The organism is Cellulomonas fulva, from assembly GCF_018531375.1.
GTDB lineage: Bacteria > Actinomycetota > Actinomycetes > Actinomycetales > Cellulomonadaceae > Cellulomonas > Cellulomonas fulva.
This window is the reverse complement of record NZ_JAHBOH010000001.1, coordinates 653,391-667,193: the sequence shown is the minus strand read 5'-3', so window position 1 is coordinate 667,193 and position 13,803 is coordinate 653,391. Positions and strand designations below refer to the sequence as shown.

General features: G+C 75.4%; 10 protein-coding genes. 7 read left to right on the top strand and 3 right to left on the bottom strand.

Translation table 11 applies throughout. The features are described from left to right. Positions 1-86: 86 nt before the first annotated feature. The gene (locus tag KIN34_RS17045) at positions 87-1,145 is read left to right on the top strand and encodes a M15 family metallopeptidase (RefSeq protein WP_214346431.1); all 1,059 of its coding nucleotides are present in this window, start codon (positions 87-89) and stop codon (positions 1,143-1,145) included. A gap of 67 nt (positions 1,146-1,212) precedes the next feature. On the opposite strand, the gene ligD is transcribed toward KIN34_RS17045, so the two are convergent. Next, on the bottom strand, positions 1,213-2,289 hold the full coding sequence (gene ligD, locus KIN34_RS02940; RefSeq protein ID WP_214346428.1) for a non-homologous end-joining DNA ligase: 1,077 nt from the start codon (positions 2,287-2,289) through the stop codon (positions 1,213-1,215). A gap of 163 nt (positions 2,290-2,452) precedes the next feature. Between ligD and KIN34_RS02935 the strand changes: the two genes are divergently transcribed. The 6 genes from KIN34_RS02935 (at position 2,453) to KIN34_RS02910 (ending at position 9,056) form a co-directional block, all read left to right on the top strand. Then, positions 2,453-2,848, top strand: coding sequence for an ATP-binding protein (locus KIN34_RS02935; RefSeq protein WP_214346425.1), 396 nt, complete (start codon positions 2,453-2,455; stop codon positions 2,846-2,848). A gap of 152 nt (positions 2,849-3,000) precedes the next feature. Continuing rightward, positions 3,001-4,608 carry a chromosome partitioning protein gene (locus tag KIN34_RS02930; protein WP_214346421.1) on the top strand — a complete coding sequence of 536 codons (1,608 nt, stop codon included), beginning with the start codon at positions 3,001-3,003 and terminating at the stop codon, positions 4,606-4,608. A gap of 232 nt (positions 4,609-4,840) precedes the next feature. Next, a complete protein-coding gene (locus KIN34_RS02925; RefSeq protein ID WP_214346418.1) occupies positions 4,841-5,488 on the top strand; it encodes an RNA polymerase sigma factor in 648 nt (215 codons plus the stop codon). A 146-nt stretch (positions 5,489-5,634) separates the two neighbouring features. Continuing rightward, complete coding sequence (locus KIN34_RS02920) at positions 5,635-7,143, top strand: hypothetical protein (protein ID WP_214346415.1); 1,509 nt, start codon at positions 5,635-5,637, stop codon at positions 7,141-7,143. A 207-nt stretch (positions 7,144-7,350) separates the two neighbouring features. Continuing rightward, on the top strand, positions 7,351-8,109 hold the full coding sequence (locus tag KIN34_RS02915) for a DUF4203 domain-containing protein (protein ID WP_214346412.1): 759 nt from the start codon (positions 7,351-7,353) through the stop codon (positions 8,107-8,109). Beyond that, on the top strand, positions 8,106-9,056 hold the full coding sequence (locus KIN34_RS02910; RefSeq protein WP_214346409.1) for a 5'-3' exonuclease: 951 nt from the start codon (positions 8,106-8,108) through the stop codon (positions 9,054-9,056). The genes KIN34_RS02915 and KIN34_RS02910 overlap by 4 nt, the downstream gene beginning before the upstream one ends. Positions 9,057-9,101: 45 nt before the next feature. Here KIN34_RS02910 and KIN34_RS02905 read toward each other — a convergent pair whose 3' ends face one another. Together KIN34_RS02905 and KIN34_RS02900 are read right to left on the bottom strand one after the other, a co-directional pair. Further along, positions 9,102-9,632, bottom strand: coding sequence for a hypothetical protein (locus tag KIN34_RS02905; protein ID WP_214346406.1), 531 nt, complete (start codon positions 9,630-9,632; stop codon positions 9,102-9,104). A 175-nt stretch (positions 9,633-9,807) separates the two neighbouring features. Continuing rightward, positions 9,808-13,665, bottom strand: a complete 3,858-nt coding sequence (locus KIN34_RS02900; RefSeq protein WP_214346403.1) for a S8 family serine peptidase — start codon at positions 13,663-13,665, stop codon at positions 9,808-9,810. Positions 13,666-13,803: the final 138 nt, after the last annotated feature.

The following is a 13,803-nucleotide window of genomic DNA, read 5'->3' as shown; positions in this document are numbered from 1 at the left end:
CTTGAGGCCCCGAGGTCCGGGTTCCACCGGACGGCGGCGTGTCGTCGTCGTTTGCGTCCGATTCGTCCGCGAGGCAGCATCGCCCGATGCGCGAGTCCACCGACCGACGACCGGGCGCACCGCGGCGAGCCGCCGTCGCGGTCGTCGTCGCCGCCCTCGGGATCGGGGCGGGCGCGGGCTCGCTCGTCGTCGCGGAGCACCGGGCGGACGTCCGCGCCGACCGGGTGCAGGCGGCGGCGCGCGCGAGCGCGCGGGCGGCGGCCGCGGTCGACTCCCGGCTGGCGGACACCGCCGTCCAGCGGGAGGGCGCGGCGCGGTCGTCACGGACCGCCGTGCTCCGGACGCGGCAGCTGGCGCTCGGCGCGCTGCGCGACGCGCAGGAGCGGGCGCGGGACGCGCTCGCGGCCAGCCGCGGCGAGGTGGCCGAGGACGACGAGGCCGTGCGCGGCCGGCTCGCGGACCTGCTGGAGCACGCGGAGGACGACGAGACCCGCGCGGGCGCGGTCGAGGCGCTGCGCGCGCTCGCCGCGCAGACGCTCGACGTCAGTGAGGACGTCGACGCCGCGCACCGGGACTGGCTCGCGCTGCAGGCCACTCCCGAGCCTTTGCCGGACGACGAGCCGGACGACGGGGTGACGGCGGAGCCGGACCCCGCGCCCACCACCGACCGCTGCACGACGACGTACGACGGCCCGGCGTTCTTCACGTCCGCGCCGACCGAGGGCGGTGACGGGTCGAACGGCCGGCTCCCGGAGTCGATGCTCACCCCGACGTCCTGGGGCGCGGACAGCCGCGGCACGCGCTACTGGCTGCGGACCGACGCGACGGCGGCGCTCGAGCGGCTCAACCGCGCCTTCCGCGCCGAGTTCGGGCACGACCTGGACCTCGACCTGACCTACCGCGACTACGCGACGCAGGTCGCGATGCGCGAGGCGCTGGGCTCGATCGCCGCCGAGCCCGGGACCTCGCGGCACGGCACCGGGGTGGCGCTCGACGTGCCCGAGCTGCCGTGCGAGTACGGCTGGGACACGCCCCAGCGCCAGTGGCTGCTCGCCCAGGGCCCGTCGTACGGCTGGGTGCAGCCGTCCTGGGCGCTCGAGGACGGCGGCAACCCCGAGTACTGGCACTACGAGTTCGTCGGCTGAGCCCTCGCCGACGGGATCACGCGGGCTGGTTCACGCGAGCCCCTTCACGCGGTTCACGCGGGCTGGTTCACGCGGGCTCGGCGGGGTCCTTGCGCGCACGGGACGGCTGCACGCGCGGCGGCTCGCCCGGCATCTTCGGGTACTCGGGCGGGTAGGGCAGGTCCCCGTGGCCCTCGTCGTGCTCCTGGCGCTCGGCGAGCTCCAGCAGCGACTCGATCGAGAACCGGCCGGGTGCGTGGGCGGCGAGCGGCGCGAACAGGTCGCCCACCTCCGCGAACCGCGCCGGCATGCTCGTGACGTCGAAGTCGTCGGGGTGGACGTCCCCGACCTCCTCCCACCGCAGCGGGGCGGACACGGTGGCGCGCGGGTTGCTGCGCACCGAGTAGGCGGAGGCGATGGTGCGGTCCCGGGCCATCTGGTTGTAGTCCACGAAGATCTTCGAGCCGCGCTCCTCCTTCCACCACTTCATCGTCACCTCGTCGGGCATCCGGCGCTCCAGCTCGCGGCCGAACGCGATGGTGGCGCGGCGCGCGTCGACGAACGTCCAGCGCGGCTCGATGGGCACGAAGACGTGGATGCCACGCCCGCCGGAGGTCTTGGGCCAGCCCTCCAGCCCGTGCTCGGCCAGCAGCTCGCGCACCCGGGGCGCCACGCGGGCCGCGTCCGAGAAGTCGGTCCCCGGCTGCGGGTCCAGGTCGATGCGGAGCTGGTCGGGGCGGTCCACGTCGTCGGACGTCACGGGCCACGGGTGGAAGGTGAGGGTGCCGAGGTTGGCGGCCCACGCGACGACGGCGAGCTCGCTCGGCGCCACCTCGTCGGCCGTCCGTCCGCTGGGGAAGCCGATGCGGGCGGTCCGCACGTAGTCCGGTGCACCCGCCGGCACCCGCTTCTGGTAGAACGCGTCCCCCGACGAGTCGGCCCGCGTCGAGAGCCGCGCGCCCTCGAACACGCCCTTGGGCCAGCGCTCCAACGTCGTCGGGCGGTCCAGCAGCGCCGCGAGCACGCCGTCCCCGACGGCGACGAAGTACTCGACCACGTCGCGCTTCGTCAGCCCGCGCGCGGGGAAGTACACCTTGTCCGGGCTGCTCACGCGCACCGCGCGGCCCCGGACGTCGATCTCGATCGCGGGCGTCGACGAGGGCATGCCCCCAACGTAGGGGTGACCGCTGACAGCGTCACCCGGTCACGGCGTGGTGCGGCGCGCCAACGGTTTCATCCGCTGGTTCGCCCAGCGCGCCGGCCCGTCGTCGGGCACCCTGGTGGGCGTGGGTGAGGTGCGAGACATCAGGAGCGCGGCGAGCGTCCGCATGCGTCGACCCGACGCGGAGGACCAGATCGTCGTCCCCGCCACGCCTGTCGCGCCGCGCGTCGCACGCCGGTGGGTCATGCGCGTCGCGGCCGGGGCGGGCGTGGGCGGCGCCGCGAACCAGGTCGCCGAGCTGCTCACGGGCGAGCTCGTCGCGAACACCGTGGTGCACGGCCCCTCCGACGCCGACGTCACCGTCCGGGTGATGCTCCTGGGCCACGTCCTGCGGGTCGAGGTGCACGACGAGGGGCACGGCCGGCCGGTGCTGCGGCGCACGGACCCCACCGCGCCCAACGGTCGCGGCCTCGCTCTCGTCGACGCGCTGTCGACCTCCTGGGGGACCACGTCGGACGCCGACGGCACGCTCGTCTGGTTCGAGGTGGACGTCGACGCGTGACCCGCGCGCCCGGCGGGCACGTCGCCGCAGGTCGGGCGGACGGGCGCGCGGCGGGCACGGGTGGGACCCGGGGACCGCACACGTGCCGCGGCACGCGCGCGAACGCGCCCTTTCGCGTAGTTTCGCCCTCGAAGCCCCAAGGAGGTACGGCCATGAGCGAGGGTGACGGCACGACGACCGCGGCACGGCTGCCGCAGGTCACCGCCGAGGTGCACGACGACGGCACGGGGCAGATCTCGGTCGACGGCGTCGTCGAGCGCATCCGCATGGCGAGCCTCCAGGAGGCCGGCGCGGCGATCACGGAGCGCATCGCCGCGCTCGCGGGCGAGGTCGGGTCGCCGGTCCCGGTGCAGGTCCGGGACCCGGACGGCATGTGGTCGCTCCTCATCCACCCGGACGGCCTGGTCGACGAGGCACCGGCGGACGGCGGCAGCGCCCGGGTGGGCGAGCCGGGCGCCGGCCCCGTCGCGACGTCCGGCGAGGGTCCCGACGAGCCCGCGGGCGACGGCTCGCGCGCGGACGCCGGTGCCGGCACCTCGGACCGGCCGGGCGGCTTCCCGTCGGAGGGCACCACGTCACATGGCACCGCGTCGGATCGCACCGCGTCGGAAGGGACCGCGTCGGAAGGCACCGCGACGGGCGCGACGCCGGGCAGCACGCCGACCGGCCCCGCGGCTGGCGGGCCGGGCTCCGCGACGTCCTCCGCGGCAGCCCCGGCGACGCGCTCGTCGGACGACTCTCCCGCACCCGGCGCCACGTCGCCCACGTCGTCGTCGCTCGGTGCGGGGGCCGCGGCGAGCACGCGCGCGTCCGAGGGGCGCGAGTCCCTGCCGACGCTCGACGACCTGCTGGCCGCGCGCCACCCCAGCACCACCGGCCCCGCGGAGCACGGGTGGCGCGTCGGCGTGCGCCGCGCGACGTTCGGTGCGGTCAAGCCCGGGCCGGGCCGCGCGGAGAAGCGCCGCCGGGTCCAGACCGCCGCGGTCCGCCGCACGTTCGACGGCCCGCGCACGGTGGTCGTGATCAACCCCAAGGGCGGCGCCCATAAGACGACCGCGACCATGCTGCTGGCCGCGACGTTCGGCCTGCAGCGCGGCGGCTACACGCTCGCGTGGGACAACAACGAGACACGGGGCACGCTCGGCTGGCGCTCCGCGCACACCGACCACCAGCGCACGGCCGTCGACCTGCTGCAGGCGATGCCCTCGCTGGGCGGCGCGGCCACGGTGCGGGTCGGTGACCTGGACGGGTACGTGCGGACGCAGACCGCGGAGCAGTTCGACGTGCTGGCGTCCGACGAGAGCTCCTCGTCGGCGACCTCCATGGACGCCGCGGCGTTCGCGTCGCTGCACCGGGTGCTGTCGCGGTTCTACCGCGTGCTCGTGATCGACACGGGGAACAACATGCGCGCCTCCAACTGGCAGGAGGCCGTGGACGCGGCGGACCAGGTGGTGGTCGTCTCGACCATCCGCGAGGACACGGCGCAGTCCGCCGCGTGGGCGCTGGACGCGCTGCGGGCCAGCGGCCGGGAGGACGCCGTGCGCAGCGCGGTGACGATCCTGTCCGCCCCGGACCGCAAGATCGACAAGGACCTCCGCAAGCGGCTGCGTGCGCACTTCGGCGCGCTGACCCGCGCGGTCGTCGAGGTGCCGTACGACCCGTCGCTGGTGCCCGGCGGGCCGATCGACTACGAGGTGCTGCGGCCCGCGACGCGCGACGCGTGGCTGCGGGCGACCGCCGTCGTCGCCGACGGCCTGTAGACGGGGCGGTGCGGGGCACGGCACGGCGGGAGCGGTGGCGGTGCGACCGGTGGGCGGCGGAGCGCGGCGGGTGAGATCGCGAGGACGTGCGCGTCCCGCTGCAAGACCGCGTCCGCTCGCGACACGTGCGGTGTGCAGGGGTGGCTCTGTCGCGCCCCCGCGGCCCGGGGCGGCGGTCTGACCGATGGTGGACCGCCCGCCCGACCGAGAGAACGACGAGACGAGGCCCAGGATGCTGTCCCGGACCACCGACCGGCTCGCCGCCGTCCCCGCCACGGACGGTCCGGCCGACGACGCCCCGGCCGACGACGCCCCGGCCGACGACGCCCCGGCCGAGCCGGCCGTGGTCGAGCCCGCGACCGAGGAACCCGCTGAGCCCGGGGACGCCGGACCGCCGCCGCGAGTGCACGACGCCGCCTGGTACACCGCCGTCGTCCGGGCGCACGAGCGCGAGCTGCACCGGTACCTGGTACGCCGCGCGGGCGGCGACGCCGAGGACCTCGTCGCCGACGTCCTGACGATCGCGTGGCGGCGCCGCGAGGACGTGCCGGACGGCGCGGAGCTGCCGTGGCTCTACCGCACGGCCGGGTTCGTGCTCGCCAACCACCGGCGCAAGGGCCGGCCGATCCCCGTCGAGCGCCTGCCGGAGGAGGTCGACGACGACGACCCCGCGCTGCGCGCCGTGCGCGACGAGCGGGTGCGGAGCGCGCTCGCGGCGCTCAGCCCGCGGGACCGGCAGATCGTGCTGCTCAACGCGTGGGAGGGCCTGCAGGGCCAGGCGCTCGCGGACGTGCTGGGGATCGGCCGCGGTGGCGCCGACGCCGCGCTGAGCCGGGCGCGCGCCCGGCTGGCCGCCGCGTGGACCGGCGGCGAGGACTGAGCGAGCACCCGTCCCGCCGGAGCCGTCCCGAGAATCGTCCCGTTGCCTGCAAGACGTGCCGGCGTGACCACACGTACGGGGCAGGAGGGCCTGCCCGGGACGCACCGGGCACACCCCGCACACCGATGGCCCCGCTGGAGGACACCATGACCACGCAGCAGCCGCGCGACGACGAGCACGGGCTCGACGAGGCGTTGCGCCGCGTCGCCGCCGCCGACCCCGCGGCCGACGCGGAGCTCGACACCACCCGCCTGCATGCCACGCTGGCCGCGACCACGGGCGTCCGGGTCGACGCCGACGAGCTCGCCGCCGCGCGGGCGCGCCGGTCCCGCACCCGCTGGCTGCAGGCCGCGGCGGCGGTGGCGGCGGTCGCCGTCGTCGGAGCGGGCGGCTACGCGGTGGGCGCGACGGGCGGTCCGGCCGCGGCGAGCCCGGCGATCACGCTGGACCAGCCGGAGCGGGACAGCGTCGCGGGCTCGGGCCAGGCCCCCTTGTCAGACGTCCAGGAGGACGCGGCGGTCAGCGGGACAACGCAGGTCCGGCAGACGTCCGGCGCCGCCGAGAAGTTCGCCCTCACGCTTCCCGCGACCTCGTACGCCGGGCACCTCGTCTTCCACGCCAAGGACCTGTCCGACGAGGGCGCGACGCACGCCGCGTGGGCGTACGACGCGGCGTCCGCCTACTCGCGGGACACGGTCGAGCTGCTCGCGGACGTCTTCGGCGTGACCGGCGCGGTGCGCCAGGACTACGGCTGGACCGTCGGCCCGGTCGACGGGTCGCGCGCCACGGTGACGCTCTCCCCGGACGGGATGGCGACCGCGTCCTACTACGACCCGACGCGGGACCCGTGGACGTGCAGCGAGGAGCGGTCCGCGCCGGACGAGCCGCAGGTGGACGGGCAGGCCGAGCACGCGGGCGGCGGCACGTCCGGGGGCGCCGCGGGTGACGACAAGGCGTCGACCTGGGGCACCGACGTCGAGCCGCTCGACCCCGGGCGCATCGTGCCGATGACGCCGGACTGCGGGCAGGGCGAGGTCTCGTCGAAGCAGGCGCGCTCGCAGGCGCAGGACACGCTCGAGGCCCTGGGGCTCGAGCCGGACGACTACGAGTACGAGGTGACGGCCACGGGCGGCGCGGCGGCGAGCGTCATCGCGTACGGCGTGGTCGACGGGCAGCGCACGGGGGCGATGTGGAGCTTCACGGTCGCGGAGGACGGCGTGCAGTCGGCGTCCGGGCCGATGGCGCCGCTCGTCGCGCTGGGCGACTACGACGTGGTCAGCCCGAGCGAGGCCGTCGCGCGGCTCAACGACCCCCGGTTCGCCGAGACGTACGGCGTCTTCCCGCTCATGGCGCGCGCCGAGGCGGCCGACGCGGTCTCCGCCGCCACGGTCCCGCTGGCGGGTGACGCGGCGGTGAGCGCCCCGGCGGACCAGCCGGCAGACGAGCCGACGGTCCCCGCCACGCTCGAGCCGGGCGCCGACCTCCCGTGGCTGGTGACGGACGTGATGGTCACGGACGCCCGGCTCGGGGTCGCGCTCCGGACGTTCGACGACGGGTCCACGGCGCTGGTGCCCGCGTACCAGCTGAGCGACGGCGCGGGCGGGTCCTGGAACGTCATCGCGGTGACGGACGCGCAGCTCAGCTTCGCGGGCTGAGCCGGTTGCTTCGCGGGCGAACGCGCGAGAGCGCCCGGACCGGGTGGGGCTGACCCCGGCAGGGCAAGGACGCGAGGCCGGTCGGTGCGGAGGGGCACCGGCTGGCCTCTCGTCGTCCCCGGGGACGACGAGCCGCCCCCACCCCCGCCCGTACCCCGCGCGTGCGCCCCGCGACCGCTAGCGTGAGAGCCGTCGGAAGGAGCGGTCATGACCACCGCGCTCGTCGTCCTGCTCGTCGGGGCGCTGCTCTGCTTCTACGGGATCCGGTCGGTGAACCTGGCGCTCATCGCGGCGGGCTTCGCGATCGGCTTCTTCCTCGCGGACGCGTTCGACGCCGACGCGTGGACCACGCTCTGGATCGCCCTCGGTACGGCGCTGGTCGTGTGGATGATCGTCTCGCTCATCTTCCGGTTCGCCACCTTCGTGGTCGGCCTCGCGACCGGAGCCGTGATCGGGGCCAAGGTGTGGGCGTCGCTCAACGACTCGGAGACCAGCATCCTGCTCGGCATCTTCGTGATCGCGACCACCGCGTTCGCGTCCGGCATGCTCGCGGAGAAGTACACGCGGCGCGCGCTGCTGTGGCTCACGGCGCTGGGTGGCGCGAGCATCATCCTCTCGGGCGCGGCGCTCCTGTGGCCGGAGGCCTTCGACTTCCTGGCGCACCCCGACGAGGGCTGGCAGCAGACCGTGATGATGGTCGTCTGGCTGGCCATCGGCGGGACCGGCTGGTACGTCCAGCGCCAGCTCTTCCGCGAGCGGCTGGGCCTGCCGCCCAAGGAGCCCAAGCCCGCCCCGACGCCCGCTGCGCCGGCCCCGACCGCCACCGCGCCGGCTCCGACCGCCCCCGCCACCGCACAGGCACCCGCACCCGCCCCGACCGCGTCCGCCGGTGTGCCGCCCACGCCCCCGCCGGCGGCCGCCCCCGGCGCGCCCGGCGGTCCCGCCACCCCCGGACCGACCGCGTGAGCGACGGTCGCCTGCTCCTGCTCGACACGGCCTCGCTGTACTTCCGGGCGTACTTCGGTGTCCCGGAGAGCGTCGGCCGGGCGCCCGACGGCACCCCCGTGAACGCCGTGCGCGGGCTGCTGGACATGATCGCCCGGCTCGTCGTCGACCGTCGCCCCACGCGGCTGGTCGCGTGCTGGGACGACGACTGGCGGCCCGCCTTCCGCGTCGACGCGATCCCCACGTACAAGGCGCACCGCGTCGCCACCCCCCTCCCGGGGACCACGGGCGTCGAGGAGGTGCCGGACACGCTCGCGCCGCAGGTGCCGGTGATCGCCGAGGCGCTGCGGGCGCTGGGCATCCCGCGGCTGGGCGCGCCGGGGTACGAGGCCGACGACGTGATCGGCACGCTCGTCGCGCGCGAGGTGGCCCGGCCCGCGGCGGAGCGGGACGCGGTCGACGTCGTGACGGGCGACCGCGACCTGTTCCAGCTCGTCGACGACGAGGCGCGCGTGCGCGTGCTCTACACCGTGCGCGGCATCAAGGACCTCGACGTCGTCGACCTCGCGCGGCTGCGCGAGCGGTACGCGGTCGCGTCGGGCCCGGCGTACGCGGACATGGCCGCGCTGCGCGGCGACCCGAGCGACGGCCTGCCGGGCGTCCCCGGCATCGGCGAGAAGACGGCCGCGGCGCTCGTCGCCCGGTTCGGCTCGCTCGCTGGCGTCCTGGCCGCTCGGGACTCCGGCGACCCCGGCCTGACGGCGACGCAGCGCCGCCGGCTGACCGAGGCCGCCGACTACCTGGAGGTCGCCCCGCTCGTCGTGCGCGTGGCGCCGGACGCGCCCGTGGCGGAGGTCGACGACCACCTGCCGGCGACCCCGGCGGACCCCGAGGCGGTCGTGGAGCTCGCGCAGCGCTGGGGCATCGGCTCGAGCCTCACCCGTGTGGTGGACGCGCTCGCGCGGTAGTGGCCATCGGGCCTCGGGGGCCGGCCGCGGCCCGTCAGCGGGCGGTCAGGGGTGCCGGACGTAGAGGTTCGGGACCTTCTCGGCCCAGCCCTCGGCGGCCGCCGGCGCGGCGTCCGACGGGGCGAGCATGACGACGGTCTCGTCGTCCGCGTCCGTGTAGGTCAGCGCGAGCCGCTCGGACGGGGCCGCGCACGTCTCGCGCGGGAGCTCGCCCGCGCTCACGGTGACGAGGCAGACGTCGCCGTCCCGGCCGAGCGCCGCGTAGTGCGTGCCGTACGCGGTGGACGCGAGCAGGCGCGTGCTCGGGGCGGAGACGGTCAGGTCCTCCAGGTCCTCGGCGGGGACCTGGTCGTCCGTGCCCTGCGCGGCGGCGAGCGCGGGGACCAGGTCGGTCGGTGCCGCGACGTCGGGTGCGTCCCGTGCCGAGCGGGCCCACAGCACGCCCACGACGACGAGCGCCGCAGCGACCACGAGCGCAGCCACCGCGAGCACCCGCGACCGGCGGCGGGGCTCCTGCCCGGCGTCACCGAAGTCGCCGAACGCCTCGTCGAGGTCCAGCTCCTCGAACGTCGTCATACCCCCATCATCGGCACGGAACCTGTGAGACGTGAGCACCTGGACCCGGCGCGGCGCCCCGGGAGACGCCGACGGGGTGCCGCGAGGGCGGGAGCCCACCGCGACACCCCGTCGGTGTCAGCCGGCCGTCAGCGCTGTCTCCAGCGGCTGACCAGCACGGACGTGCGCGCCGGCGTCAGCGCTTGACCACCAGCTTGGCCGTGGCCCACGACGAGCCGGTCCCCGAGCTGCCCGGGTAGCTCGCCACCACGGTGTGCGTGCCGACGGGCAGGCTCTTCGGGAGCGTGACCGTCACCTTGCCGGTGCGTCCCGACACCACCAGGGTGCCGGTGCCGACGACCTTGCCGCCGATCTTGACCTGGACCTTCCCGGCCGGTGCCGCGGTGGCCCCGGTGACCGTGACGACCGCCTTGGCGGTGTGGCCCTTCTTCACGGTCGACGGCGTCAGCGCGAGCTTGGTGGTCGTCGAGGACTTCTTGACCGTGAACGTCACGACCGGCGAGGTCGACGCCCGGTACGACGCGGCCGAGGACGGCGTGAACGTCGCCTTCAGCTTGTGCGTGCCGACGCCCAGGGCGGCCTTCATGGTCGCCTTGCCGCCCTTCACCGTCGCCGAGCCGAGCACCTTGCTGCCGTCGTAGAACTTCACGGTCCCGGCCGCCGCGGGCGCGACGGTCGCGGTGAGCGTGGCCTTCTGGCCGTACGACGAGCCGCCGGAGACGGTCAGCTTCGTCGTGGTGGCCTTGGGCACCGCGACGGACACGACCTGCGCGCGCGAGGTCGGGTCGGCGTTGTGGTGCTGCAGCACCAGGAGCTTGCCGCTGGTCGCGGACGACGAGCGGTGCACCGGGATGCTGACGCCGCCGTCGCCGTTGCTCGAGACGAGCGAGTTGCGGTCGTTCTCGAACCAGAACGGCGGGGTGTACGGGTCCACCGTGAACGAGGGGGCCTGGTCCACGACGTTGTCGCGCCCGTAGTCGGAGTACGTCCACACCGACACCTCGGGCGTGTCACCCGGCTCGATGCCGACCGCGCCCAGGCTGATCGGGGCGAGGAGCACGTTGCGGTCGAACGTGCCCGTGTCGACGTCGCCGAACTCGTAGTTGATCGGCTCGACGTCGATGGCCGGGTCGCTCGCCGGCGCGTGCAGGTCGAACGTCGACACCACGGTGAGGTCGATCGCCTCGTCGAGCTTCCAGACGTACGACTGGAGGTCGGCCTCGCCGTCGCCGTCCACGTCGATGTCGATGATCGGGATCACGGCCTGGCCGAGCGACGCCCAGTCGCCCTGGGTCGCGATGCCGATGTTGAGCAGCCCGTCCTCCTGCGGGTCACCGCCGAGCTCGTCGACGTACGGGGCGGTCGAGGACCACCCGACGTACCGGATGTCGCCCGAGTCGATCGCCGACCGGGAGGTCTCGAGCGACGGGTCGTCCTCGAGCTGCGGGCTGGTGGCGCCCAGGACCAGCGGCGTCGTGAGCGACTGCCAGCCGCCCGCGTCGACGCCCTCGCCCGTGAGCTCCAGGTCCGCAACCGTGCTGCTGCCGGTGAACGCCACGTCCTTCGCGCTCAGGTGGCTGACCAGGCGGGGTGCGGCCTGGACGGGCACGCGCAGCTCCTGGTCGTCGTCCGTGAGGACCACGCGGCCGGTGAGCATCGCGACGTACTCGCGCGGCAGACCGCTCTGCAGGGCCTGCGACGTCGGGTCGAGCTCGCGCTCGAGCGTCGCCGGGTCGGCCGTGAGCGTCACGGTCAGCGTCGCCGCCTTGCCCGTCGCGGGGACGGTGATGGTGGACGGCGAGACCGTGACGGTCGCCCCGCCCGCCGTCGACGACGCGACGAACGCGGTGTCGAAGGTGCGGTCGGTGGTGCCGAAGTTGCGCACCGTGACCGGCACCTTGCGGGTCACCGTCTCGGTGCCCACGTCGACGATCCCGAAGGACACGGACGTGAGCGCCTTGTTCGCGCCGCTGTACGCGATGACGTCGGTCGAGACCGCGTCCAGCGCGTCCACGCGGCCGGCGCCGACGCGCTCGGGCCCGTAGGCCAGACCCGCGCCGTCCGGCTCGGTGGTCACGTCGTGCGTCGCCGTGTTGACGATCGCGGCCTTGACCTCGGACGCGTCCCACGCGGGGTGCGCGGCGCGGACGAGCGCGGCGATGCCGGCGACGTGCGGCGACGCCATGGACGTCCCGGACAGCACGTGACCCGCGGCGCCACCACCGGAGGCGGCGGACAGGATGCCCGTGCCGGGGGCGGCGACGTCCGGCTTCACCGAGCCGAGCGAGCCGTGGGCGCCGCGCGACGAGCCGTCGTTGAGCAGGTCGCCCGCGCCGGTGAGGCTGCCGGTCATGGCCAGGCTCGGCCCGATCTGCAGCGAGAGCGTGCCGGCCTCGATCTCCGGCAGCAGCGCGTCGGTCGAGTCCTTGGTGAGCTGGACGCCGGGGATCGCGGCGTTGCCCGCGATGCCGGCGGAGAACACCGTGAGCTCGGTGGGCAGCACCACGCCGACCGCGCCCGCGGTGGCGGCGTTGTTGAACCGGACGGCCGAGCCGCACGCGCGGCTCGCGTCGTCGTCGTCCCACCACAGGTAGGCGATCTTCCCGGCCACCGTCGCGGCCTGCTCGGCGGTGAACGGCGTGCAGCCGTCGAAGTCGTCCGCGACGAACGCGACCGGGGCGGTGACGTCGTCGCCCGCGTAGGCCACGGAGTTCTGGCCCGCGAAGGTGCGGCCCTCGAGCTCGTCGTCCGCCGCGGCCGTGACCTTCACGGCGTCGAGCACCGGCGAGGCGACGGAGTTGGCGACCGTCAGCGCGCTCGCCGCGTTGCCGGGCGCGCCGCCGATGTCGGTGATGTCGCCCGCGTTGCCCGCCGAGTTGGCGACGAGCACGCCCAGCTCGGTGAGCCGGTCGACCAGGACCGTGTCCGGGTCGTCGGCCGGCGCGCCGTCGGAGCCGAGCGACATGTTGACCACGTCGACGTGGTCGCCCAGGTCGCCGTCGCCGTTCGGGTCGGCCGCGCGGTCGAGCGCGAGGCTCGTCAGGTCGGTGGACCCGCCGATGTCGCCGAAGACCTTGAACGAGTAGAGCTTCGCGCCGGGGGCCGAGCCGGGGCCGATCTTCCAGCCCTCGAGGTCGGTCAGCGTCGAGTAGTCGCCGTCGAACGTCTCGCCGTCCGCGTCCACGCCGTAGCCGGCCGCGGTGCCGGCGACGTGCGTGCCGTGGCCCGAGTTGTCGGACGTCGACAGCGAGTCGATCGGGTTCTCGTCGGGCGTCGGCACCAGGGTCGAGCCCTCGGTGTCGCCGCTCGCGTCGTAGAGCGGGCCGGCGAAGTCGTAGCCGCCGGCGAACTTGGCCGGGTCGTACGAGCCCGCGGGCACCGGCTGCGTGCCGTCCTCGCCGTACGCGGCCTCGTACGCCGCGACGGTGCCCTCGCCGCCGAAGTCGGCGTGCGTGTAGTCCAGGCCGGTGTCGATGACGGCGATGGTCACGCCCTCACCGGTCTCGCCCAGGTCCTGCCAGGTCTGCAGCGCGTGCGTGAACGCGACCGTGTTCGCGTTCGTCGGGCGCTTGGTGGCGACGCGGTAGATCGCCGTGACCTGGTCCGACGAGGCGAGCGCACGCACCTCGTCGGCGTCACCCGTGACGAGCGTGCCGGCGACCAGGTTGGTGAGCGTGCCGAGGCGCTTCGGCTCGGCGGAGCCGGCGTTCGCGGCCGTGGCCTCGGCCGGCACCACGTCCTGCGCGACGTCCTCGGTCGCCGCCGTGGCGGCCCGGACGGCGCTCGCGCCGCCGTCGACCTCGACGGCGGGTGTGGTGTCGAGCTCGACGAGCGCGGTGACCTGGCCCTCCACGCCGACGAGGCCGGCGACCTTGCGGGCCTCGGCGAGCGACCGGCTCGCGAGCGCGGGGTCGATCGTGCGCTGGTCGGGCGAGGGATCGGGTGGGGCGGCCGCCGCCGACGTGGCGAGCAGCGCGCTGCTCAGGGCCACGGACAGCGCGGTGACGGAGGCGAGAAGTGGTCGACGTGACATGCGTACCCCTGTGGTGAGTGGTGGTCGCGGGACGCCGACGTGACCGGGGTCACGGCGGCGCACCGGATGCACGTTACTGACCGGTAGGTCCTAAGTCACCCGTTGACGTGTCACCAACATGTTTCGGGCGCCGCGGGA